Origin of the sequence: Chryseobacterium sp. C3 (assembly GCF_014218905.1) — a bacterium.
In the GTDB taxonomy this organism is placed as follows: domain Bacteria; phylum Bacteroidota; class Bacteroidia; order Flavobacteriales; family Weeksellaceae; genus Chryseobacterium; species Chryseobacterium mucoviscidosis.
In genome coordinates this window covers 250313-275903 of sequence record NZ_JACLCU010000005.1, presented here as the reverse complement: position 1 = coordinate 275903, position 25591 = coordinate 250313, and the positions used below count along the sequence as shown (strand labels likewise).

General features: G+C 33.6%; 22 protein-coding genes, 2 tRNA genes and 1 pseudogene. 10 read left to right on the top strand and 15 right to left on the bottom strand.

Annotated elements, in window-relative coordinates; all coding sequences use genetic code 11:
• Positions 1-74: 74 nt before the first annotated feature.
• Positions 75-317: a hypothetical protein gene (locus H6W53_RS13185; protein WP_116098355.1), complete on the top strand. Its 243-nt coding sequence runs from the start codon at positions 75-77 to the stop codon at positions 315-317.
• Here the strand turns inward: H6W53_RS13185 and H6W53_RS13180 are convergent.
• The gene (locus H6W53_RS13180) at positions 314-1405 is read right to left on the bottom strand and encodes an acyltransferase family protein (protein ID WP_185207430.1); all 1092 of its coding nucleotides are present in this window, start codon (positions 1403-1405) and stop codon (positions 314-316) included. The two genes, H6W53_RS13185 and H6W53_RS13180, sit on opposite strands and share 4 nt — an antisense overlap.
• Before the next feature lie 110 nt (positions 1406-1515).
• Entirely contained in the window at positions 1516-2403 is an 888-nt protein-coding gene (locus tag H6W53_RS13175; RefSeq protein ID WP_185207428.1) for a metalloprotease, read from the bottom strand.
• 182 nt (positions 2404-2585) lie between these two features.
• Between H6W53_RS13175 and rplU the strand changes: the two genes are divergently transcribed.
• The 3 genes from rplU (at position 2586) to H6W53_RS13160 (ending at position 3871) form a co-directional block, all read left to right on the top strand.
• Entirely contained in the window at positions 2586-2975 is a 390-nt protein-coding gene (gene rplU / locus H6W53_RS13170; RefSeq protein ID WP_185207426.1) for a 50S ribosomal protein L21, read from the top strand.
• Between the two features lie 29 nt (positions 2976-3004).
• Positions 3005-3262 (top strand): 50S ribosomal protein L27, encoded by a 258-nt coding sequence (gene rpmA / locus H6W53_RS13165; protein ID WP_047399085.1) that lies wholly within the window; start codon positions 3005-3007, stop codon positions 3260-3262.
• A 423-nt stretch (positions 3263-3685) separates the two neighbouring features.
• Positions 3686-3871, top strand: a complete 186-nt coding sequence (locus H6W53_RS13160) for a bacteriocin-like protein (RefSeq protein WP_185207424.1) — start codon at positions 3686-3688, stop codon at positions 3869-3871.
• Positions 3872-3912: 41 nt separating this feature from the next.
• On the opposite strand, the gene H6W53_RS13155 is transcribed toward H6W53_RS13160, so the two are convergent.
• From H6W53_RS13155 to H6W53_RS13145, 3 genes are all read right to left on the bottom strand, one after another.
• Positions 3913-6438 (bottom strand): DUF5686 family protein, encoded by a 2526-nt coding sequence (locus H6W53_RS13155; protein WP_185207421.1) that lies wholly within the window; start codon positions 6436-6438, stop codon positions 3913-3915.
• Positions 6439-7367: 929 nt separating this feature from the next.
• Positions 7368-7946, bottom strand: coding sequence for a hypothetical protein (locus tag H6W53_RS13150; protein ID WP_194304472.1), 579 nt, complete (start codon positions 7944-7946; stop codon positions 7368-7370).
• 9 nt (positions 7947-7955) lie between these two features.
• Positions 7956-9797, bottom strand: a complete 1842-nt coding sequence (locus tag H6W53_RS13145) for an Ig-like domain-containing protein (RefSeq protein WP_102978967.1) — start codon at positions 9795-9797, stop codon at positions 7956-7958.
• A gap of 238 nt (positions 9798-10035) precedes the next feature.
• Here H6W53_RS13145 and H6W53_RS13140 point away from each other — a divergent pair.
• Positions 10036-10788 (top strand): annotated as a pseudogene (locus H6W53_RS13140) (DNA polymerase III subunit alpha); the annotation flags it as partial.
• A 102-nt stretch (positions 10789-10890) separates the two neighbouring features.
• Here H6W53_RS13140 and H6W53_RS13135 read toward each other — a convergent pair.
• From H6W53_RS13135 to H6W53_RS13115, 5 genes are all read right to left on the bottom strand, one after another.
• Entirely contained in the window at positions 10891-11145 is a 255-nt protein-coding gene (locus H6W53_RS13135; RefSeq protein ID WP_040999630.1) for a hypothetical protein, read from the bottom strand.
• A gap of 16 nt (positions 11146-11161) precedes the next feature.
• On the bottom strand, positions 11162-11986 hold the full coding sequence (locus tag H6W53_RS13130) for a hypothetical protein (protein ID WP_146028539.1): 825 nt from the start codon (positions 11984-11986) through the stop codon (positions 11162-11164).
• 23 nt (positions 11987-12009) lie between these two features.
• On the bottom strand, positions 12010-12471 hold the full coding sequence (locus tag H6W53_RS13125) for a hypothetical protein (protein WP_040999626.1): 462 nt from the start codon (positions 12469-12471) through the stop codon (positions 12010-12012).
• Between the two features lie 627 nt (positions 12472-13098).
• Entirely contained in the window at positions 13099-13710 is a 612-nt protein-coding gene (locus tag H6W53_RS13120; RefSeq protein ID WP_040999624.1) for a recombinase family protein, read from the bottom strand.
• Positions 13711-14367: 657 nt separating this feature from the next.
• Positions 14368-16776 (bottom strand): hypothetical protein, encoded by a 2409-nt coding sequence (locus tag H6W53_RS13115; protein WP_040999622.1) that lies wholly within the window; start codon positions 16774-16776, stop codon positions 14368-14370.
• A 161-nt stretch (positions 16777-16937) separates the two neighbouring features.
• Here H6W53_RS13115 and H6W53_RS13110 point away from each other — a divergent pair, with 161 nt between their 5' ends.
• From H6W53_RS13110 to H6W53_RS13095, 4 genes are all read left to right on the top strand, one after another.
• Positions 16938-18077 carry a hypothetical protein gene (locus tag H6W53_RS13110; RefSeq protein WP_040999620.1) on the top strand — a complete coding sequence of 380 codons (1140 nt, stop codon included), beginning with the start codon at positions 16938-16940 and terminating at the stop codon, positions 18075-18077.
• A gap of 105 nt (positions 18078-18182) precedes the next feature.
• Positions 18183-19922 (top strand): DNA methyltransferase, encoded by a 1740-nt coding sequence (locus H6W53_RS13105; RefSeq protein WP_040999618.1) that lies wholly within the window; start codon positions 18183-18185, stop codon positions 19920-19922.
• A gap of 225 nt (positions 19923-20147) precedes the next feature.
• Entirely contained in the window at positions 20148-20357 is a 210-nt protein-coding gene (locus H6W53_RS13100; protein WP_040999616.1) for a helix-turn-helix transcriptional regulator, read from the top strand.
• Between the two features lie 18 nt (positions 20358-20375).
• On the top strand, positions 20376-21599 hold the full coding sequence (locus H6W53_RS13095) for a tyrosine-type recombinase/integrase (RefSeq protein WP_040999614.1): 1224 nt from the start codon (positions 20376-20378) through the stop codon (positions 21597-21599).
• Positions 21600-21710: 111 nt separating this feature from the next.
• On the opposite strand, the gene H6W53_RS13090 is transcribed toward H6W53_RS13095, so the two are convergent.
• The 4 genes from H6W53_RS13090 to H6W53_RS13075 form a co-directional block, all read right to left on the bottom strand.
• Positions 21711-21787 (bottom strand) — tRNA-Asn (locus tag H6W53_RS13090).
• A 207-nt stretch (positions 21788-21994) separates the two neighbouring features.
• Positions 21995-22068: transfer RNA gene (locus tag H6W53_RS13085), tRNA-Asn, on the bottom strand.
• Positions 22069-22149: 81 nt separating this feature from the next.
• Positions 22150-23499, bottom strand: a complete 1350-nt coding sequence (gene rseP, locus H6W53_RS13080; RefSeq protein WP_108411720.1) for an RIP metalloprotease RseP — start codon at positions 23497-23499, stop codon at positions 22150-22152.
• A gap of 104 nt (positions 23500-23603) precedes the next feature.
• Positions 23604-24044: a DUF6646 family protein gene (locus tag H6W53_RS13075; protein ID WP_185207418.1), complete on the bottom strand. Its 441-nt coding sequence runs from the start codon at positions 24042-24044 to the stop codon at positions 23604-23606.
• Between the two features lie 293 nt (positions 24045-24337).
• Here H6W53_RS13075 and H6W53_RS13070 point away from each other — a divergent pair, with 293 nt between their 5' ends.
• Positions 24338-25090 carry a nitrilase-related carbon-nitrogen hydrolase gene (locus H6W53_RS13070; RefSeq protein ID WP_185207416.1) on the top strand — a complete coding sequence of 251 codons (753 nt, stop codon included), beginning with the start codon at positions 24338-24340 and terminating at the stop codon, positions 25088-25090.
• A 58-nt stretch (positions 25091-25148) separates the two neighbouring features.
• On the opposite strand, the gene H6W53_RS13065 is transcribed toward H6W53_RS13070, so the two are convergent.
• Entirely contained in the window at positions 25149-25448 is a 300-nt protein-coding gene (locus tag H6W53_RS13065) for a thioredoxin family protein (protein WP_185207414.1), read from the bottom strand.
• Positions 25449-25591 lie beyond the last annotated feature (143 nt).

Below are 25591 nucleotides of genomic sequence, written 5' to 3'. Positions count from 1 at the left end.
TATTTTTCTTAATAATTTAAAAATCTTGGTATTTAATTTGTTTTAACTAAGAAACCAAATTAAAAATATAAACAATGGAAACTATTACCACTTTAAAATCTAAAGCAGGAGCTTTACTTTCGGCAATGCTTATTCTATTCATGTCGGCTTTCAGCTTTGCTCAGGAAACAGCAACGGGCGGCGGAACGGTAACCACTGAACAAACAACCACCACGACAACAGAATGGTACACCAATCCAACGTACATCATTATCGGAGCTGTTGTTTTAATCGTTATTGTTGCCCTTATTGCAAGAGGCGGAAGAAACAGAGATTAATGAGAAGCCGTTTTGCTTCTTAAAAACTCTAATATTTTCCAACCCCATTCATCAACTTTTTTCAAGCCGGCTGAAATGATGAATGCCAGAATAATATTGATCCCGTAAATTAAAATCATTAAAATCCACCAAGGCATATTCCCCTTCATTGGAACAACTAAAAAGTAAACCAGTGAAGAACTTATCCCTTGTGCGAAATAGAAAAATATCGCGTTTTTACCAATGTAGGTCACCACATTTTCTTTTGTGATCTTTAATCGGTTATAAAAAACAAAAAGCGTTACCAAAGAGAAGAAAGTCCAGATAATGTACGGGATTTGTGGCGGAAATTTATTTTTATTGATTTTGTAAAATATTTCCTGTCCGTAAAACCCGAACAGTCCGGTTATTGCCACCGCAACAATTCCATACAGTAAAGGAATCATCCTGTCCGGAATTTTCTTGCCTTTCATTCTGTTACCAATTAGGAATACAGTCATGTAAAAAGCAACATATCCTACCTGTCCTGAAGGATAAATTTCCGGAAAAATATTAAATAATAAGGTTAATCCGGCACAAAGTCCGATGAACCAGTTAACATGTTTCGGAAAGAATTTTAATATTAAAACTCCGAAAACCGTTAAAATATAATAGACTTTTAAATACCAGAAGCTTCCCATAACTACCGGAAAAGTGTCTGCATTGATGTATTGGTGAAGATACCAGTTGCCCAAATTTTCCCATTGCGGAGCGGTAGAAATACTTGTGGTAGCATACTTCGATCCGAAGGTTGAATAAAAATTCTGCAGCCATTCCAGAGAAAAAAATGTTAATCCGAAAACTTTAAAGAAATAATCCAGAAAGAAGAGGAATGTTACAAAAATCATATACGTGATCTGCAGTTTCAGCAGTCTGTATAATGTTTTTTCGATATTGGAACCGGATGTAATTCCGCTTAAGGCATAAAACAGGGCAACATCGAAAACTAAAGAGAAAACCCTTACTTCCGGCTGAATATAAAACTGTCCCGACCAGAAAGCGGTATGGATAAAGATAATGGAAATGGTAGCCAGTCCTTTTGCGAAATCAATATAGAGGTCTCTGTTCATTTGTTACGTATGATGCTTCAAAAGTAAGAAACTTTACGAATATCCGGATAAAGAAAAAGAGACAGGAATAATGTCCTGCCTCCAGAGAAAGATATTTCAAAAATGATGATTTACTTTAAGTTTTTAAATTCTTCAGCAGAAATTTCGCCGGTCTGAATTTGTTTCAGCTCATCAAGATACTGCTTCATGTAAGCATCAAGTTCCGGATACTTGCTGTTTTTTGCCATTTTGTAGGTTCCGTTTAAAACTCCCTGATAATAATAGAAGAAGTTGTAATCGAAATCTGCTGCACTAAGGCTGTACTGTCCTAATAAAAATCCTAAACGGACTGCGGATCTTCTCTGCGGAGGTGTTCCGTGGTGTCCCGGACTTGTGGTCTGATAATCTCCGATGCTCTGTGCAAATTCATAAGCGGCTGCAATCTGTGCAAAACTCGTCTGGTTGTAGCCGTTAGGTCTTCTAAGGTAATATCCTGCAAAGCCGTCTGCTTCCAGTTCGTTGGGTCTTGCTGTGGATTCTGTTACCGTAGGAAGTCCGAAAATATATTGCAATTGATGACCGTACTCATGAGCAAGAATCATCGCATTTACAATATCTCCGCCCTTTGCTTTCGCATCATAATAAATGGCATAGCCGTAATAGATTTTTCCTGTAGAATACGAAATAGCATTGTAGGTAGAGTTAAAATTTGAAGGATCATTCACAAACCTTAAAGTCGGGTTGCTTCTTCCCCACATACTGGCAATTTTTGTCATTTGGGAATTCATAAAGTTGGTGTCTGCAGAATTCTGTAGTGAAGTAAGCAATACAGATGAAGAACTCCAGTACTGATCTACGTAATAACAAACTTTTTCAAGAGCATTCGGCTGTTCCGGTTTCAGGTTTTCTGCCTGTTGTTCTGGTTGTACAGGCGTTTCCATGGTGTCGTCGTTACATGCTGACAAAGAAAGTACAGCAATGGCTCCCAAAAGAATCGGGAATTGGATTTTTCTTTTCATATATATAAATATTTTGGTGAAAACGAAGATATAAATTTAAACGGAAATTCATATCACTTTATTGTGAAAAATTATTCAAAACATAGTTAAAATTTTATTTTAAAAAAGATTGAATTGAATTTGAACAGATTAGAAAATATTTCTTATATTTGCACCTCGAAATAACTAAAAATCTATAAACAATGTTTGCAATTGTAGAAATAGCAGGGCTTCAATACAAAGTTGAGCAAGACCAGAAGTTGTTTGTAAACCGTTTAAAAGGAGATAAAGGAGGAAAAGTATCTTTTGATAAAGTACTTCTTACTGTAAACGGAGCAATCACGGTAGGCGCCCCAGCTGTAAGCGGAATCACTGTAGAAGCAGAGATCCTGGATCATGTAAAAGCTGATAAAGTAATCGTTTTCAAAAAGAAAAGAAGAAAAGGTTACAAAGTGAAAAATGGTCACAGACAATCTTTAACTCAAATTCAGATTACTGGTATTACAGGATTTGAAGGAGCTAAAAAAGCAGAAAAACCTGCTAAAAAGACAACTAAAAAAGCTGACGCTGAAGCAACTGAAGGCGCAGAATAATTTTTTAAACCAAAAAACCTTAAAATAAAATGGCACACAAGAAAGGAGTTGGTAGTTCCAAAAACGGTAGAGAATCTCACTCTAAAAGATTAGGTGTAAAGATTTTCGGTGGTCAAGATGCTATTGCGGGTAACATCATCGTTAGACAAAGAGGTACTCAACACCACCCAGGTGCAAACGTGGGTATCGGTAAAGATCACACTTTGTTCGCATTAGTTGACGGAAAAGTAGTTTTCAGAAAGAAAGCAAATAACAGATCTTTTGTATCTGTAGAAGCAAACGCATAATTTCAGCGTTTTATAAAAATTAAAAGCCTTGGCAATTTTGCTGAGGCTTTTTTTTGTGCAATGAAGTAAGGAAAAGTTAAAGTTTTTATATTTATTCAATTTAACGGGAAATATTTATATATTTGGTAACTATCAAATAACTAATATATTGCGTAAGCCAAAAAGCAAACAGAGTAGGCGACAAATTAAACCAAGCTAATATGAAAAATCTAAAAAAAACTAACGAAAAGACAGCTTAAAGCCATTGCTGGAGGAGAAAGATGTCCGATTCCCGCAGATTGGTGTTACGAATGGTGTACGTGGACAGCATGGCAGAAACAACACTGTATTAATTCGGTTATTGATGTAATGCCTTGTGACTATTAAATCTGAAACTCAAGCCTCATATCGGGACTTTTTGTCAACTTTATAAAATCTATTACTATGAAAAATTTAAAAAAAATCAAAAGACAGGATCTTAAAAATGTAATGGGAGGAGCATCTCCGGATCAGGGATGTTTACCATGCGATGTCTATTGCAGCATTCCGGAAGGGCAGAGACCGCCGTGTAAAATTGTGTACATTGTAGCGCATTGCAATAGCTGCAAAGGTTATGGTGAAGAATCTTAAGAAATAAAAAAAACTCCTTCGCGCTGAAGGAGTTTTGTATTTTAAAAGCCGACCTGAAAACCTGCTTTAATTCCGAAAGTTGAAATATCCGGTCTGTTGAGGTAATTTCCGCGCCAGTTGAAATCCACTCTGAAAATTCTAAGGTTTCCGAAGCCGATATTTTCGATTCCGAAACCGTATTCATAATAAACGTGTTCGCTTGGAGCAGAATATTTGAATCCTTCCACATTAATTGCTTTTGAAGCATCGCTTAATGTTCCGTAAGCTCCTCTGATGAAGGCAATTTCTCTTAGTTTTAATTTCTTGATCAAAGGAATATAAGAAAGGATTTTTCCGTTAAAATGATGCTCTAAATGCAGCGTTGTATAAGTGTCTGCAACAAATTCATAATAATTAAGCTGTGCAAAAGTATTTTGCGCCAGACTGTACGATTGGTTTCCCGGAATTACATTCTGCAAAGCCAACGGAACTGTATCGAAGTTCTTTCCGGCTTCAAAGTTAATTAATGTTTTTCCCCAGCTTCCAATTAAGACGGGTTTATAGAACATGAACTGCAGTTTGTTATAATTAAAATCTGACCCGAATAATCCCTCAATTCCTCTTGTGTATTTTAACACAATAGTCGGAGCCAAAGTTCCATGTTCATAGCGATCGATTCCGGTTTGGGAGAATTTTGCCCCCGGTCTTGCAATTAAACTTAAAGTAAAATGCGAATCGTTGGTTGTTTTTCTCAGATCTCCGTTTTTGTAATACATCAGATTAAATCCGTCCGGATTTGCCGATTTAATGCTTTGCATGGTTCCGTCTAACCTGATCTGAAAGTTTTTCCATGGCTCAATAGACGTAAACAGGTTGGTTTGATTAACGGAGCTTAAAGAAGCATTTTCTCCCCTTGCGAAAAGCGTTGAAGAAGCAAACGTTCTTGCCATAATTCCATCGTCATTTGTAAGCTGAACTCCCAATTGCAGAATGTCTCTTCTTGTTCCTGCACCTACTGTAAAACGGTTTACTCTGTTAAACATAAATCTTGCTTCAGCACCATATTTTACCTGTTGGTCTTTGAAACCGTAAGCCGTGTAAAACTGAACTCTCCAAGGATCATTTCTTGTGAAATAAGTTCTTGCTCCGATTCTGATTCGGTCTCCTTCCACATCATTTTTTCCGTAAACGGAGAAAATCGAACCTAAATCTATTCCTTTGGTAATGTTGTAATACCCTGAACCCAACGTTTCATAAAGCTTTACAATACGGTTGAACTTCGGAGTCTGCTGAAGCTTATCAAGCATATCATAAATTCCCTGTTCGCTTTTTGAGAGAGAATCCGGTCTGGCTTTTACCCAATATGCATCGTCTTTTTCTACGAATTTATCATCATATTCTTCCTCGGTTCTTTTGAAAATCTTGTCTTCAAGAGGTTTGTTGAACTGATATTCCGAATAATCGACTGATCTTTTAGCAATGATGCTTTTAGATGTTTTTTTCTTGGAAAAAGGCGTCATTTCAATTTCCGTCACAAATTTTCTTGGCAGAAAAGTATTTTCGTCTGGATTATCATATTCCAGTTCTGTAGAAATTCCGTTGATGAAGTTTACGTTGATTTTTTGAGTCGATTTCAAAGTTGCCCCTAAAACTGCATAACTATCGGTGTCAATATATAAGTATCCCTGAAATGCCAAAACTTCCGTTCTTTTCGGCTGATAACGGATTTTGAAAGCGTTTTCTCCGCGCATGGAAATGGTATCAACCAAATTATAATCATACGTACTGAACCCAGTTTCTCCAACGGGACTTGGGAATCCGATGTCGAAATAATTTAACGTGTTATCGTAAATGTTGATGTCACGGTAAAGGTTTTTTGCCGTTAAAGTAATGATCTGATTGTCCTGAAAGCCTGATGTTTTCTGAGCAGTCAAAAGCCTTTTTGATCTTTTTGAAGGTCTGTTTTCACCGTAATTTTCGTAGATCGCTTCATTCAGGAAAACGGGAAGTCCAATTTTTCCGCTTGCGGTGGAATCTTTATAATCGAAAATAAATTCAAGTTTATTAAAGATTTTTCTCTTCATAAATGCACTGTCCAGATTGTTGGCATCAAACTGAATTTTCTCGTATTCTTTATAAGTATAGGTATCGAATTTATCTAAACCGTTATTTCTTTTTCGTTCCCAGACTTTCTGCATAATGGCATAAGCGGGATTTTCTTTTTTGTTTTTATATTTCGGCTTTTCGTTGTGGATAACTACTTCCTGTATGCTGCCTACTTTTTCCTGAGCCAGTTTTACAAAAATATTGGTGGCATTTTGAGGAGTTACGTCTATACTTTCTAAGGAATAGTTTTTTCTTAAAAACCGAAGTTTATAAATTATGCTGTCCGACTGTACGGAAAAGTTTCCCGAAGTTGTGGTAAGAGCAGCTTTTTCATTTTCATTGATGAAAATATCCACTCCGGAAACTTCTTTATTGGTTTTTGCATCTACAATTCTGCCGTTTGCCGAATTTTGTGAGTATACGAGATCCGCAAAAAATAGAAATAGAAAGAGGGAGTAATATTTGGAATTATTAATTAACATTTGTTGTTTCTTCAAGCTATTTGCATAAACAAAAATTATGCACTTTTATTATAAAAAAATAAATATTATTTAAACTTTTAATGGTTTAAATACAAAACTGCAAATGTAATGAAATAACACCATCGTTTTGATGGTGTTATAGTTATTGTTTTGTTAAAATATAATTATATTTAAAATAATTATTTTTCAGTTGATAGGACTAAAAAAGGATAAATAAAAAAGACTTACATTTCTGTAAGTCTTTTTGCTCCTCCTGCTGGGCTCGAACCAGCGACCCTCTGATTAACAGTCATAGTGTTTTTGATTTTAAGGTTCTGAATATGAGATGATTGAAAAAATATAGTACTTTCATTTCTTTGATGATTTAATATGTTCTATGACCATTTACTAAAAAAGTCTTGCAATAAATCTTGCAACTTTTTTAAAATTTATATCCCGCCAAAACCGGCAAGACTCCATTCTTAGAAGGTTTGTAAGTACACATCATCATCAATAATTTCCGTACATTTTTTTATGTAAAGAAAATTCAAGAAGGATGTAATGATCTCGTCGAGCGCGGTAAGAAAATATGTTTTAAAAAATAATTAAATTTTGTGACCACCATTTCAATCACCACAAAGGCAATCAATGAAACGGAATGAATTTGAGCAATTTATAAAATATTTTTAGATTTTAAATGGTGTTATACCCTTTTATTTTGGTGGAGTTGAAGGATATTGAATCACTTCTTATATTCAGAATATTATGTTTAAATTTAAGCTTTGCTGCCACTGTTGCTATTTTCCTAAAAGTGAATAGGTTCGGGGTATTTCGAATAGTCTTCGACGTTCCGCAGGAAACCTCCATCTTTGTGAATCCTTTCTGTGCTCCGTTAAAATCTTCTATCAGTTATTAAAGCAAAAACAGAGGCGTAGAGTTGGTAAAGATTTTTATTTCCAATAGTTCCAGTTACTGCCATCATATACCGCAATCGAATTGCTTACTGTATCATAGCACATCATACCAGCATAGGGACTTTTTACTGTTGTATGAGGATTTTTAATGTGAGGTAATATAATTGCCTTATTGGGAGACTCTAAAACAAGTACTCCCGTAGCCGAACTTATATTGGAACCTATTATCACACCATTCCCACTCTCTGCACTTGTATTGGATGTAAGATTGGTTAAACTTCCCGTATCTGACATATCTACCCAACTACCATTAGTAAACATTCTCACTTTTACTGAAGTTTTATCAAATATGAATGTTCCGTTTTGTGGATTATTAGTAGTTGGAGTGGTAGCAGAAAATGTAGGAGTTGCTGTTAATGCAGGGAGAATGATGCCTTTGAAATTAGTGGTTTCAACATCTGTCGGAGAATTAGTAGCTGTTGCTCCCCCGAAATCCAGCAGTGTACTGTTTCCATTTACTGATGTTTTACCAATGGCTACCTGGGCGGATAAGGTTAAAGAATAAAATATAAGACTGCCTATATAGAATGTTTTTGTATTTTTTATATTTTTCATATTTTATATTTAATCGTTACACGCTCTTTTTATACATTTCCAAGTAGTTCCGTTATAAAGTTTTATACATTGATCTGTAATATCATATGCTATCATACCTTTTTGGGGATTAATAATATTTGCTGTACTTGTAGTTTTGGTAATAACCAGTCCTTTTGTATTAGATTCTAACGCAATAAAACCATTGGGAACACCTCCTTCATTGATTGTTGGGCCTTCGGGCCAGTTTTTGTTACGGGTTTTTAATGTAGTAATTCCTACTTTTGAATATCCATCAGGAATTCCTGACGCTCCTGGTTTTATGCAGTAATCTACAGCGATGAAAATTGAGGCATTATTGCTTGTAAGCCCGGCTAAATCTTTAATATTATAATTAACGGTAGTAGCGTTTCCGAAGAATCCGATAGCGGGGGTAAATGTTAGATTTCCAAGATTATCTACCAGCCAAGTTCCTTGTCCGGCAATTATAAATCCTTTCGTATATCCTCCGGAAGTTATAATATTGGTTGCACCAGAGGGAGCGATGAGATTAATTGTAGAGTATATTAAAGACCCTGAATTCAAGTCATAATCATTCGTTACGATACTGAATGTTTTAGACATATTTTTACCAACAGAAGCATTATCATCTACCGCTACAGGAGGTTGATTGATTCCAAAATTATTCTCTGAAGAAATGCTGTTAGAGATTGTTGCTGTGAAACTGTTGGCAGTAGTTCCCACTTTATTACCTACAACATTAAAACCTGTTGGCTCTGTTAACTGAATTGTGTAAGGACCGGGATAAGTATTGATGTTTATATTGTCAAAATAATAATATCCGTTTACATCAGTTGTTTTTGATCCTATTTCTACTCCATTATTAAAGAGCTTAACAGTTGCTCCCTGATATCCGTTACCATCAGGAGTTCCTGCATTGTTATCATTAAAGACAGTTCCGCTAAAAGTAGACGCAAAAGTAATTGATGCAGCGTTATAAGCACCAATAAAAGCAGGGTCTGATGTTCCTGAATATGTTTGAATTAATGTTGTTGCACTCTGATAATTTGCGGTCGTTATTCCCATTTCAGACCAATCTAAAGCGATAACTCTAATGTTTCTCGTACATCCACTTGAAGTTCCTGCATCATAAAGAGGAGGCGATACATTTGCTCTGTAAAATTTCCAGCAGGCGTTACCAATAGACGGAACTACCGGTATACCATTTACTTCTGCACCAAAAGCTACCGAATAAGGAGTTCCTACCATCGGATCTGATGGGGTGGGACCATTTTGAAAGTGAAATACATCTGATGTACTGCTGGGTTGTCCCATCTGAGTAAAAATAAGATCCGGTACACCATCTCCGATTGATGTGGGAACAATTCCCATCGTATTGAAGGCAATGTTAGAGCCTTGTGGTATATTAAAAATAGCAGTTCCTAAACCTAAACCGTTAATACCATCAGTAAGATATTGTACTAAATTATTATTAACCGGCACCGGCGTTACATTACCATTTCCTCCAAATGCTTGTCCTACCCCAATAAAAGTTCCGCTACCTGGAGAGGGGATTGTGTAAATGGGTAATGAAATAAATGTGGCAGATGTGAAAGGAATATTATTGCTGGATAAAGCCGAATTATTAACTCCGGTAGAATAAGTTATGGGTGTGTTAATATTATTAATTCCATTTGCATTCCAAGTAAAGGCAAGTAAATTATGATTGTTATTGGGTATTACTGCATTGTTGGAGCTTCTCCAATAACCATTGAAATCTGAAAATATTTCGGAAGCGGGGCGTACTGTGTTCTGTGATTTTACAGTAACTATTGTGAATAATCCTAAAACTAAGGCAATCTTATTTTTCATCTTGATTTTAATAGAAGTGCAAATTTAAACTTATTTTTTAATATATTGATTATGAGTTTGTTTTATTTTTGGCATAGATGAGTGCGTCGTAAATTTATCCCAAGGATTAAAAAAGAAATTGAAATGTATGCTTTCATTTCCATGATATATCGAGGTGATAAAGATTTGGAAATTTTGAATCAAGTATCTCATGATATTGCTATGGAAATTGAAAATTTGTGGAGATTATAAAGCATAAGAAGATTTTATCAGACGGATTAATATTATGATGGAACCGATGAAGGTTCTAATTTTTATTGGAGCATTCTGGTTTACTTGTAAACCAAAGAATGAATTGCTTGTTGAAATAAGATTACTATTAATAAATTTTAAACCTAAGAATAGGGGTTTGATGTTAATTGAAGAACCTGTTCAGGAATTTAAACTTCCACAACTGAAAAGAGAAAGTTTCGAGGATGCATTTGATGAAATTGAGTTAATTGGACTTCCAGTTTCATGTAGTCCTTTTGATTTATTAAAAACCAAATACAGAGGATCAGTATTTGTAAAAGACTTGTTGAAATTTCATAAAAGACAGGTAAAAATGTTAGCATATCTTATTTCCAGAAAACACGTTCCCACTAAAAAAGGGACGATGTATTTTGGAACTTGGATCGATGTCAACGGTGATTATTTTGACACCGCACATTTTCCCAATAGTTTAAAGGAATATGATTTTCAGGAAGGCGGTTGTTATTTATTACTCGGAAGGGTTGAAGTTGATTTTCACTTTCCTACCATTACTATTCATAAAATGGCAAAGATGCCAATGATCACCGATCCCCGGTATTCTTACGATAAAGAAAAACAATATGATATTCACCGTCAAATTAAAGAAGATGTAAGTATGACTTTTAGAAAGCCTTATCCTCAGGAACATGAAATTGGACTGCCAAGAAACAATTCGGAAAAAAATAAAGAGGCTGTCCCAAAAGGTAAACTAATGCTCTGAGAATCTCCTAAATGATAAAAGTTGTCAAACAGGAGTCCGAGAGAGAGGGTACTTTTGAGACAGCCTCTTTTGACTTGTATTAATATTTTTGGAATACATATCTTAAGTTCTGGAACGGTAAACTTTAGTACATACAAAAAGATTGAATGCAAAAAGACCCATTAAAACAAAACAAATAGTTCTACCGGTATCTAAAACGGAAGTTATCGAGAAAATTTCGTGTTTAATTTCTTTGTGGTTTAAATTTAAATAGTCAATAAGTTTGTTCCCGTATGCGACAAAATTATCAATAATTCCTAAACACAATACAATTCCTAAAATACTGATCAAAATTCCAATAAGTGATAATGTTTTCATAAGTTTATTTTAAATTTTAGTATCCTCTGTTATTTTTGAATTCTTTCTCACATTTTAAGGAACAAAATTCTTTTTCATCGGTTACAATAAATTGATATTTATGTTGATTTGTATCTTGGAGTTCATAACTTTCAATGCAGGCTTGGGGACTAACTGTTAAAACCGTCATTACAGAAGCAATCATTTCAAAAGGGTCTTCAGACTTAGGTTTTACAATTACCCCTAACAAATCCTTTGAAGTATAAATAATCGCTTTGATATCAATCTTTTTTTCACACCATTTACATTCAGTGCTTCCAACCTCGATCTTGTTTTCAGCCTTAGATAGTGGATCGGGATTCGGGTCACTCATTATCTTTTTTAGTTTGATAATATCCTCAGATGATAATCCCACATATTTCTCGGTTAGGTTTGCATTATCTATTAGTCTTTCAGCTTCGGGTGTAATTACTATATCATCCCAAGAAAATGTTTTACTTTCAAAAGAATTTAGATCTTCAATATTAATGTTTTGATCATTTTCTAATTTAGTATCTTCTTTCACTACGAATTCTTTAGAATTTTCCTCAAATACATTTTGAGAATACCGGAAATCTAATATCCCTTTCCTATCATTATAATCATATACTGTTACAATAAAGAAAGAGAAAATGAAGTACAAAAGTATATTCGAAAATACGGTAACTTGATAAGGATCATCGTCATAATCATCCGGGACGAAAGAAAAAATTATTGCGGAAAGAATTTTAACAACCACCATTATAGCGAAGAAAGGCAATAGAAATGAAGTTGTAATCATTGATTCGAAATCAAGATTCTCAAGGTAGTTTAAATAATTCATGATGAATTTCGGTTTTCGGTGGTTTATTTTTTATAGTAATCTAATCTTTTCTCCTTTGTTCCGTCACCATTTTGATCATAATATTCATAATCCTGAAGAATTAATTCCTTGGAATCACTATGTTTAATGTAATAACGTTCTCCATCAATATCTAAAATATTTGTTGTAGCATTATAAGAATAAGGATATGTTTCTATACTCCCTATTTGTTGACATTGTTGAGTGGAAGAATTTAAAACATAATTTGTCAATAAGTATTTACTGTTTGTTGTAAACTCATGTATTGCTTCTATTTCGCATTTAGCATGATCGTAAGAACTTAGGGGAGTGTCGGTTTTACCGTTGAGAATTACCGTTTTGTAACGGTGCCATTTACCGATAAATTGTTGTGATTGATTTTTATTTTCTTCTGTAGTTTCAGAATCATTGTTTGAACATGAACCTAAAAAGATTACTGTTAATAGAGATAAATAAACTTTTTTCATAGTTAAAGTTTTATTTCCTTTCAGTCCCGAAAAAGAGTTGTTAATTAATAAAGAAAGCGTGAGGACTACTAAACTTATTCTATCAGGTAGGTTCTGGTAAACCGTTAGGGTCAAATAAGTAGCAGACCCCCACGCCATATAGATATGACATGAGAGTTGCTAACATATTCCCCCTAATTAAATGTACCAGATTTACCTGAGGAATGTCGTTAGACAAGCGTTCTATGTGTTCGAAATGTATTTGATAGGATTATTTAATCTTATCAATAGCAAATATAATTAGTCTATCATTAAAGTGAAAATTTATTTTCGTACATGTTGTAGCAAAATATACAAAACTCAAAATTAATCAGTTGAAAGTGTACTTTATGTTAAGTTATTAAGACTTTATATGTACTTTTCGGTACCTTTAAGGTACATTTTTGCCGTAAATCATAAAAGATTGAAATTTAAACCGGAAAATAAAAATCTTTATCTGGGAACATATAACAGTGTTCATTCAATTATAATATAAAAAACAATATTATTTTGCACCGAAAAAAACCGTACCTATTAACAAGCAAGTGCTAGTTTTTTTTGAAAAATTCAAAATTTAAGGTTAAATGGATGGATTAACCTTACTTACATTTACATCATATCAAGTTTTACAGCAACTTTTTTTACTTTCTGTACTGTTTTAGTTGACATTTCAAGTAGTTTTCCAATCTCTCTTAATGTTCTTCCTTTTTTCAGATATTCCAACGCCTTTTTATTTTTTGGTTTATTAATGAAGGTTGCATCACTTTCATTAGACCCGGTGGGACGGCCAAATCGCACATTTCGCTGAAGGGCGATTAATTTTCCGGCGGCGATCCTTTCCCTTAGGTTACTAAGTTCCTGCTCATACAAACTTGAGATTATCGTAATTATGACTTTCCATATAGGGTTTTTCTCTCCATTAGGTCGGGATTGTAGTCCCATGTTTCTTACCACCACATTAATCCCATGCTCCTCAAAGATCTCGAGTGTTTCGAGTACGTTTCTTGTATTACGACCCAAACGGGAAATTTCTTCGACCACTATTTCAGTTATCTGACTCTTTCCCGCAAGATCAATTAAGATCCGTCCGTTCTCTCGGTCTCTAAAATTTACTGTGCCTGAAACTTTGTCTAATAATACCAAATCATATTTATCCGTATCTGCTTCAAAACGATTTCCTGTCTGACCTAAAGTAGAAACTCTATTATATTTAACCCTCATTTTTGTTGTAATTTTAATTTCAGATTAAATTTACGGCGAAATGGACGTTCTGCCTATGCTTTTAGCACTATTTAGCGTTTAAAAACAGATGTAGTTTTTGTTTTAAATTTTAAGACCGCAGAATTGTAAAGAATAATAATTAAATATTGTTGATCAGGAATTGAGTCTGGTTTTTTTCAATTGGAGAGCAGAATAAAATTAAGCACTCAAGGTCCCCGGTAACTGCAGTAAACTGAAGAGCAAAATATTTTTTAGTGCAGGTCCTGTAGAAATCTATAGTTACAATTGTACATGAATTGAATGATCTCCGGATAGAAAATTTATTTTGCTTGTGTGGAGCAAAACAATTCTATCTTCCGGATGTATCAAAATTACTATATATAAAAGAAAGGTGTGAATTAACACCTTTCAAATTGTAGATTATATAACCCCCTGCCCCCCTTGCCTTAAATCCTTCCTCCGTTCCCTCCTCCTAATTACTATGGTTCGATAGGGGGGATAATATCTCAAAATTATTTTTTTCCAGTTTTTCACTAAAATTTCAGAAAAGTGTTATTTAATATTAAACTGGAGAAAAACCTTTAGAATATTTTGATACCCAAAATAAAAATAAAAATTTTTCAATTTTTTTGCCTAAAAATTGAGTTTTTTTGATGACTATGCAGATTTCTTTTTGATGATAAACTCGTCTGCTATTGATAAAGGTAATCCTGAATAAACCAGTGCTGTACATTTATTTCTTAGTGTTCTTGCTCTTCCAACTGCCTGTATTAAATCTGATTCTATTAACTGGAGTTGAATATTTCGGAGATCTTCATTATCAAATGTATTGAACATAAATTTAAATCCATTGTATTCAATTTTTTGATAACGGAACGGTGAGTTGAAGTAATCGAATTCTACTCCCATAAGTTTGGCGAGGAGGAAATATTCGATATTATTACGGTGCGGAGTTCCTACAACCACCAAATCTTTACCACTGAGATAATCATATCCTGAACAGTTCCCGAAATGGATATCTTGGGTTGGATTTTTAAATAATCCTTTAAGTCTTTGAAAAGTAATTACTGTTTGTTCCCCAACTTCTTTACTTACAGTTTCCCCATATCTTTCCAGACCACTTCTTGAACATGAACGTCCGGTATATTGGATGACCTTTCCAACCTGTTCCACATTTCTTATATCAACAGATTCAAATTCAATATTTGGATACAGTTTTTTATAAAAGTCAATTGGAATAGTTGCTGATAGGATAATATTCTTTTTATTTTCCGGTAATTCCTTTTTCATAATGTAATGAATAGAACCCTCATGTTTGATGAAGAATTTACTGTTAAGAAAATCAAACACATTGGTTTCCAATATTCTTTTATCGTCAATAAATTTAAATAAATCATCCTGATCGATATTAAAGAATGGTGTTTCATAGATTCCTTCCTTAATATCTGAAAGATGATTTGCTACTGACTTTAAAGGGGTGTAGAAATACTGCACTCCAGCTATATCTTTGATTGAAGTTGTTTTTATCTCAACCAAAGTATTTAAAGGATCTTCATCGAAAATTACGGTTTTGTGCAAAAGACAATCAGAATTAATTATTCTTTTATGGGTGGATAAAACGGTTATGTCTGGATTATCACACAGATCAAGTTGAGAACAATAATCTATTGCCAACTGTACATCTTCCTTGTTGGAAAGATATTTTCCTTCGGCAATATTCCGTATGATTTTCATTGATTTTTTTGGTAATCCGATCTTATAAAAATATTCAATTTTTTTATTGAGAAAAGAGTCTTTAAACTCAATCGAATCCGGTGAGTAAGTATAATTAACCTTCATTCTTTCCTTTATTTCATTTTTCAAATGGTTGGTAGGTAAGGCAATGATACACTTTTCTACATTTTCAAGTAACCGGGTTTTACCAATGGCGGTTGGTAACGAAAAAATATAAGTTTTACCGGTTTCTTCACTTGAAATAACCTCATTGAATTTTGAAATCATTTTATTTTCTGCTTCTTTGAGACTTATATTCTCTACCGGTGTTATGACCTCGATATGTCCCCGGATATTGCGAACTTCTGTTATAATATCATGAATCTCCTGATCTTCCAGATGGGATGAAAACCTATGAACTGGAATCGGATTATATCCTTTAAGTTTCACATAAGGTAATATGGCAAAATTATTTTTGGTATAATCTGTTTTACCAGTCTTATTAAATTTATTCATGATTGATTTCATCTTCTTTAATCCTCCTCTCACGTACATTAAATTGGTTGCCAACCCAAATAATTCTTGATGATATAACCATTTTCCACTATTGAAATCATTTAATATTTTTATTTTTTCGCACGCCTTATCCCAATTAATTACTTTTTCCCCTGCTATAGAAGTACAATTTAATTTATTATGTGATGCTAAAAAATGTACATTCTTATTATTAGAATATAAGGGTTTACAAAAATTAGCATCAATTGAACTGGTATCTGTAATTCCTCTAGTAAGATTATTATCTCTGGCAATTGTATTTATATCAATAAATTGTATGAAATATTCTAAAGAAAGGGGAATTTTATTAGTTATATGAACATTCGTACCACCATAGAAAATCCTAGAAGGGTTTTTACAGTTAGGATCCGTGTAGAATAACTTTTCCAAAGTAATCAAAATCTTTGTATAAATTCTCTTACATGTAATGGGGGTGTCAAAAAAGAGAACCACCCTGAATTTATGCAGATGTTCCGAACTACTGAACGTATCGTAATGAAGATTTGGGATAATATCAAATTCTTTGAATTTATAATACACTTCATCTAGTGTTATTTCTCCTTTATCGAAGTCCATTCCAATTATCGAAGAGTCAATCCAGTTATTATCATTTATTAATCCTGAAAATGTACCACCACACCAACTGTGTGCCTCTGGCTTTAAAATTAGTTTCGAAAATTCTTCTATTGTTGATTTTATCGGAATCATTGAATTATAAATAGTTTTAAACAAACCATCCTCTATTTTTTCGTTGAATATTCTGTTACTTACAGAATATTTAAATGTTTTTTCTTCCATTTTTTATTTATTTGGAAAGTTTATGAAGTGGAAAACCACTCTTAATAAAAATATAACCGCAAAAAATTGAAAAACCAAAAAAGACAATAAACTTTAGCAGTTTTTAGCGTTTCTTGTTTATTTTCCAAACAGTCGCTACATTTAGGGTTTAAATTTTCAGCATGAATATTATTGTCACTGCCCTTCCTCAATGTCCAAAGGAAGAACTGAATGAAGTTGTAAAATTACTTAACACTGTTCCCGGAACGGTAAAATTTATAAAGGGAGAAACAATACCCACCGAAATACTTCAACTACAGATTAAGGATTATTCTTTGCAAAAACGTTTATCCTTCGGACAGTATTGGGAAATCCTCAATATGTACAGGATTATTAATAAAATCCCAACCGATAATTATGCTGTATTAATATCACCAAATAAACATGATGAGAATTGGTTCAGTGGTTTTAACGGTCATAATATATTTGTGGATTCTAACGATTGGGAATATTTTTCTGATAAAGATTCAAAGTATGGGATAGCCTTTCAAATTGTCGAGAATATTATTCAGTCTTTAATGAAATTAAATATCGATAATATTTATACTGAACCTAATATCCATAAGGAATCCATAGGTTGTATTAATGATTTTTGTGGTAACAAGAAAGACATCATGTTTAAACTTCGTCAGGGGTATATCTGTGACTCGTGTGTACAGAGAATTTTGAGTGAAAATATTGATATTGTTGTTATAAGCCATTTGAAATCAATTATAGATTCTATACGGAATTCGATGGTGGATAATTTTAGTTTAATTCTAAACCAGATTCCAAAAGAACCGATATGTGTGGATGAAAAAGGAATACTTACGATAGGAAAACATAAGATCAGTCTGGGTCCCCAACCTAAATCTTTATATTACCTTTTTCTGAATCATTTAAATGGTATTCTAACAAATAAATTAGACGAATATAAAGAAGATCTGACTGAAATTTATGTTCAGATAAAATATCCACCAACAAAGTCTTTAAAGAATAGAGATAAGGAGGAGATTAAAGATCATATTTTAGTTTTAAAACAGAAAGAGGTTGATGAAATCGTAAAGAAATTATTTGAAAACGATTATGGGTATAAAAGATTTTTAAAAGAAAAAAATTCTATCAATAAGGAAATTAATCAGACTGTCGGTGAGAAATTAGCGGAGTTCTACATGATCAATACTTTCGATGATTCTGTTGATAAATACTATAAAATCAATATTCAAAAGGAGATTATATCAATGGATCAGAAATACATTTTAAAGAAAGGCAAAACAAAATAATCGTCATTTTTGTAACGTTACAAAACGAGGTTTGTAATGTAATTTGTCTTCACATTTTTTGGTGACCCCTGTTACTTTGCATCATAATATTTAAACAATAATATCATGCACAAAGAAACATTTACAGCAGGGGTAGTTTTGCCGTTATTTAACAGAGTAACCAAATTATCATTAAATCAAATTGAAATTCCGGAAGAATGGGATGAGTTATTTGACAGGAAAGAAAAGAAACAGTTCATTAAAAAATTACAGGAACAGTTTGAGAAGACAGGATGTTATATTCCTCTGGTTGTCTTCAGGTATAACGATAAATATGTCATTGTAGATGGTGTTTTAAGATTTTTAGCGTTACAGGATTTAAATTTAAACCAAATCGACTGTATAATTATTGAAAAGACACCCAACTCGAAAGACCAAGTCAAAGATTGGATTATTGAATTTAATCTGAAATCGGTTCCAACTGTTGAGGAACGCAGAAGATTACTCTCTCACTATTTGAGAGTGGTAGATGGTAATGAAGAGGATGAAATTTCATGTAATGAAAAGTATGGATTCGTTTCTGAACAATATGGCAGAGGATGGGGACGAAATAATGTTATTACGGCAAAAAGATCATTGGTCTTCGATAACGAAAATCCGGAGAATGCCCTTAATCTTTCTACAAGACTTTTAGAAAATGAAATATCATTCGACAGAGCAAAAAAATGTCTTGATATTTTAGCAGATCCAAAAAATAATTATGACCTCCAAAAGGAAAATGAGGCTAAAATTCTTGAAGGATATATCAGTAAAAACTATGACTTAAAAAAAGCAGAGTCAATGATGCGTCAATACAATACTAAAGTTGATAGGGGAACATCTGAAATCACTGTTTTAAATGATATTTCTTCAGACAGATATTTAATACTTCCCGGTAACAGTCTGGATACTCAGTTTCCGGAAGGAACATTGATCAACGGTATTTTTACCTCAATTCCTTATTTCAACCTAATAGAATATGGAAAAGATAATATTTCGAAGGGAAGTAGAGATATAGGATCTGAGTTGGAAATTGGAAGAGAGAAAAAACGTGAAGATTTCGTAGAAAATATTGTTGATGTTATGAAAATAGGGGCAGATCATATGACTGAGGATGGTGTTATCATTATCAATCTCCATGATACCTATAAAGGTTCAATTTGTGTTGGTGTCGTTGCGTTATTGATTTTAGAGATGCAGAAGGCTGGTTTCTTTTTTATTGATCAGATTATCTGGCAAAAATCAAATCCTAAGCCCCAAAGTAACGAAACTTCACGTTTTACAAATTCATACGAATCTATTCTTATATTTTCCAAATCACCGGATTATTACTACGATCAACTGAGAATATTTGATCCAGAAAAATCAGCAACCGTTAAAAGTGGTTGTTCAGAACAGGGAAACAAAGGTTTGGGCAAAAAGAAATCATATCATATTTCTAATCCCTATAAAACGATGAGAAATTTCCTATGTGATAACGACATTGAACAAATTTTAAAGTTAAATATCTCAAAGGAGAGATCACAGAAGGATGGTCTTCAGAATGGGTTTTTCGGGTCGTTTCCAACCTTGCTACCCATTCCATTTATCTTATCATTTTTTCCTGAAAACGGGACTGTATGGGATCCCTTCGGCGGAACTGGAACAACAGGAAGAGCGGCATTGATGCTGAACCGTAAAGTGATTATCAGTGAACTGTATGAAAAAAACGTTGCCAAAATCTCAGAAATTCTTGAAAAGGGTGTTTCTGAATATGATGAAAATGAATATTCTTCTTTGAGAAAAGATTTTCTTTCCTCAGATGATCAAATTGATCTTGCTGCCTAAAGGTTTTCAATAACCATCAGGAAATTTTTATTTACCGTTTCCTATAATTTAATCTAAACTTTTATCAAATTTTTTAATTCACAGATTTTGTGAACAGAATAAGTCATGTCTTGAATTTGGGTATGGTTACATTGAAAAAACGTAAATTTTTAACTGCCGCTTTGGCAAAATCAAAACAAAGGCTTAGCATTGCGATGCCTTTGTTTTCAAAATAATATCAAAACTATGCAAGAAAACAGATATATGGATCTTAATTCATTAATAAAATATATCCCTTTCACAAAGGCAACGATTTACTCAAAAGTAAACAGAAATCAAATACCATTTAAAAAAATTGGAAAAAAACTAATATTCAGTAAAGAGGAGATTGACCGTTGGATTGATGAAGGCGGAAAAATGAAAAAAGAAGTGAAAATTCCGGTTTTAGTGGTTTAAATTTAAATATTTTCAAAAATGGCAACATGTAGTCTCGTACTCGACAAAAGAGTTAAACTGAAAAATAATAATTATAATCTAAGCATCCGTATTATTGAAGGTAAAAATCAATTGTATCTCAATATCGCAAAACTAACAGAGGTACAGTATTCTCATATTTTTGATAAAAAGAATATGGAGGAAAAATCAGTAGAATTCCGCCATGAATGCATTAAACGGGTTTCTCAAGCTGAAAAAATAATATCTGAACTTGATTTTTTTGACCGGAATAAGATTAAAACTAAGTTTTTCAATAAAGATACTGATTTAAAAAATGAACAGATTTTTACCTCTTTAAAACTATCAGACTTATTTACACGGTACATTTCAGAAAATGAGCATCTGAGTTTTAGAACTATTAAACATATGGAGCATTCCCGGAATGTTTTTTTGAGAGGAAATTCCGGGATTAGTATTACCGAGATTGACAAAGAGTTTTTAGTAACTAATGAAAAAAAGAGACTTAGGAAAGGAACGTCTATATCATCCATTAATTCCAATTTACGGGATCTCAGAACGGTTATCAATTACTTTTGCAATAAAAAGAAAATAATACCAAAAGATTATGTTTATCCTTTTTCAGCAGAAGGATATAAGATTACAGAATATATTCCCAAAAAATATGTGTTGTCAAATAAAGAAATTGAAAAGATCGTAAATTTTAAAAATTTTGCAAATCCTGAAGAAGAATTTGCAAGAAATATTTGGGAACTTCTTTACCGTTGTAATGGGATCAACTTTGCCGATTTATTGAGATTGAGGTGGGAACAGCAAAATGGAAAATGTTTTGTGTTTTTCAGGAAAAAAACTGAAAAAACAAGAAAAAATTTAAAAAAGGATGTTGTTGTTCCTATTGACAGGAAGCTGGAACTATTGCTACAAAAAGTAGGTGATAGAAACAGTAAATTTGTATTGGGTTTTCTAAAAGAAGGATATTCAGAGCAGAACTTTGATTATTATAATCGTAAACTTAGAAAACAGATTAATTATTCACTATCGGAATTATCAGAAAAATTAGAACTTTCCGTTCCTTTGAAACTCAAGACCGCAAGAGATTCCTATGCGTCAGTTTTAAAAAGAAGTGGGGTTTCTATTGATAAAATATCAGAAATGTTATCCCATTCCAACACTAAAACTACTCAGCATTATTTAGACTCAATGGATTTGGATACGGTTTTTGAAATCAACAGTCATTTGATTTAATTAAAAATAATATTACGAGTTTAAAATGACTTATGATTTTGAAAAGTTCTTGCAATATTCTTGCAACAGGAATAAAAAAACACTTACGATCCTCGTAAGTGTTTCATTTTGTGGCTCCTCCTGCTGGGCTCGAACCAGCGACCCTCTGATTAACAGTCAGATGCTCTAACCAACTGAGCTAAGGAGGAATTTCCTATTGTTTTAGTGGTGCAAATATAACAGGAATATTAATATCAAACAAATTTTTATTTTAAAAATATTTAAATTTTTCCTTTGATAATGGGTGTTTTAAAGCTATTTGACTATTTATCAGATAATTAAATTTAATGATAATTGCAAAAAAATATTTGATGAGACCACATAAAAAAAGACTTACATTTCTGTAAGTCTTTCTGCTCCTCCTGCTGGGCTCGAACCAGCGACCCTCTGATTAACAGTCAGATGCTCTAACCAACTGAGCTAAGGAGGAATGTCCTTTGTTTTAAGTGGTGCAAATATAGGACGAATATTTATACCCTGCAAATATTTTTTTTGAAATTTTGTAAAAATATTATAGTTTTCCGGCGAAGATCTTGAAGATGTCGCTTCCGAAGATCAGTAACATCAAGCCTAACAGGAAGATAACACCGATCATCTGTGCGTTTTCCAAAACTTTCTGAGGAACAGGTTTACCAACGATCATCTCATAAAGCGTGAAAAGAACGTGTCCTCCATCCAATCCCGGAATAGGGATCAGGTTTAGAAATGCCAGCCAAACCGAGAACATCGCGGTAAAGCCCCAAAATGCAGCCCAGTTGATCGAAATTTCGCCATTGGCATTTCTGTCTACCGGCATGTTTTTTACAATAGCAATTGGTCCTCCTACGTTTTTGTATCCCTGAATCTTAGAATTAAACATAATTTTAAACTGCTTCACCTGCATGGTTAAAGACTCAATGGATCTTTCAAAACCTCTGGGAATAGATTCTCCGAAAGAATATTTTTTATCCGTAATAACGTTCGCTAATGCTTTCTGATCTACACCAACACCTAATTTCCCGTTTTTATCAACAGACGCAGTAATTGTTTCAGGTTTTCCGTTTCTTACAACTTCTATGTTCACTGTTTTTCCTTTATTTTCAGATAAAGAAGAACTTACTTCATCAAAATAAGGCGTCTGTTTTCCATTGATGGCAACAATTTGATCCCCTTTTTTCAGCCCTGAAGCCTGAGAAGCAGGAGTTGCCAGAGAATCGATAATCATTGGAAATCTCGGCGTAATATAAAGTTTGGCTTCTTTTTGTTTTAAAACTTCTGCAACCCCATCCTTATTAACAGGGAAGGTTACTTCTTTCCCGTTTCTCAGTACCGTTACATTATCTCCTAAAAGAATATTAATAGAAGCATTTTCTAATCTTTCAGCAGGTTTTCCGTCGATATTAATGATCTTATCACCATTCTGGAAACCCATCTTTTTTCCGGCTTCCGTAACCCCGATTCCGTTGTTGAATTTGGTAAGATCTGTGTATGTTTCACCATTAAAAAGCGAAAGGCACGAGTAAATTAACCAGGCTAAGAAAAAGTTAACTGTAACACCGCCTAACATGATAATCAGTCTTTGCCAAGCCGGTTTTGCACGGAATTCCCATGGTTGTGCAGGCTGTTTCAACTGTTCGGTATCCATGCTTTCATCCACCATTCCGGCAATTTTTACATATCCTCCGAAAGGAAGCCATCCGATTCCGTATTCCGTTTCGCCAATTTTTTTCTTGGCTAAAGAAAACCACGGATCGAAGAACAAATAGAATTTTTCAACTTTGGTTTTAAAGTATTTGGCGGGTAAGAAATGCCCAAGTTCGTGTAGGATAACCAGGATAGAAATGCTCAATATAAATTGAAACAGTTTGATTGCTATTTCCATTAATGCTTTTTATGTTTAATTTGCAAAGGTAACAATTATCAAAACTATGCCAAATAAAAAAGCTCCCCGAAACGAGAAGCTTTGTCATATAATGTAATGATTTATTATAAATTAATCGAAACTCCGAGACTGCCATTGTTGCCGACTTCTGCAAAAACGCCGATTCTTTCAGTAAAAAAGTACCTCGCTCCGATGTGAGCTCCCAACCCGAAATTGCTGCCCACAACTCCCACATCTGCACCCGGATAAATATCAAGTTTTTCAGGAAGCTGTAAAGCGTCTTTCAGATGAAAATTGATTCTTCCGAACACAAAAGCACGGTTTTTATCATCATTGTCTTTGTAATTATCAAAATAAATATTCAATCCGGCTCCTACAGAAATTAATTTATTCAATCCATAATCATAGGTTCCTGTAATTCCTGTTCCGTAACCCCATGCGCTCAGTCCGGCATTGATTTTCTGATCTCCTTTTCCTGTCCACGCCTGAGCATTGGCAAATGTTCCCGCAAGCATGAGAACAAACATAAAAAACAACTTCTTCATAATTTTACTTTTTACTAATTATTAAAATGATTTTGCCTTTTCTTTAATTGTTGGTTAATCGCAGAGACGCAAAGTTTTTGACTATCATGACGTTTTAAGACGCAAGAAAATCATAGATTTTCACCAAGTTTACAGTGTCAAATTTTATCGAAGATAAAATCCTTGCGCCTTAAACCATGAATTGAATAAAAATTTGCGTCTCTGCGATTAACCAACAGAAAAATATCCGCAACAAAAATAAAACCGAAATCATTGAAAAATCGTATTTTTAGGGAAGTTTTTTAACAAAGTTTATGAAGATTATAGGACTTAATTTAGATATCATCTGGAAAAACAAAGCAGAAAACTTTAACCTCATTGAAAAGGAATTGCAGAATCAGGAAGCGGATCTCTTTCTTTTGCCTGAAATGTTTTCCACGGGGTTTTGTATGGATGCTTCCGAAGTTTCCGACAGAAATCTGGAATCGCTGGAGTTTTTAAAAAAAATGGCGAAGGAAAAAAATGCAGCGTTTTGCGGAAGTACTCCGGTTGAAGAAAACGGAAAGTTCTACAACAGAATGTATTTTGTACAGCCCGATTCTCAGGTAGAATTTTATGATAAAAGACATTTGTTTTCTTTTTCGGGGGAAGATAAAGTGTACACTCCCGGAAAAGAAAGGGTGATTGTAAATTATTTAGGTTTCAGAATCCTTTTGCAGGTTTGTTATGATCTTCGTTTTCCGGTTTTTGCAAGAAATAATGATGATTACGATGCAATTTTGTATGTGGCAAACTGGCCCGAAAAAAGAGTAGGAGCATGGGAACATCTGTTAAAAGCGAGAGCTATTGAAAATCTGTCTTTCGTTTTTGGATTAAACAGAATCGGAACCGATGGAAATGACCTGTTTTATCAGGAAAGTTCTCATTGTTTTTTTGCAGACGGAAAAGAAATTTCACAAAAGAGCGGAAATCTTGTAACAGCAGAATTAAATTTAGAAGAACTGAAAGATTTCAGAAGTCATTTTCAGTTTTTAAATGACCGCGATTCATTTTCAATTGAATTTTAAAGGAAATATATCAAAATTAAGGCTAAAATTTTCTCAATCTTAGCCTTAATCTTTATTTTTATGCATACTGCTTTAGAAGCTGAGTCAATGTATTTACATCATGCACACCACTCTCTTTCCACAGCATTTCTCCCTGTTTAAATATGGCTAGTGTAGGAACTCCGCGAACGCCGTACTGATTGGCAAGAGCAGGATACTGATCCACATCTACCTTAATAATTCTTGCTGCACTTCCTATATTTTCTTTTACGGTATTTAAAACAGACGACTGTACTTTGCAGGGTTGACACCACGTTGCAAAAAAGTCGATAAGAACAGGTCTTTCGGAATCGATAATTTCCTGAAATGCTTGAGACATAGTTGTTGGTTTTATTTTAAAAGAAACACTTTAGTTTAAAGATCCCGAAAAGCTTACCATTTAAAATCACTTAAAAAAAACGGCGGTTACCGAAAACTTTGTGCTGTTAAATGCTTTTCAGTCAATAAACTAAAGTGCTGTGA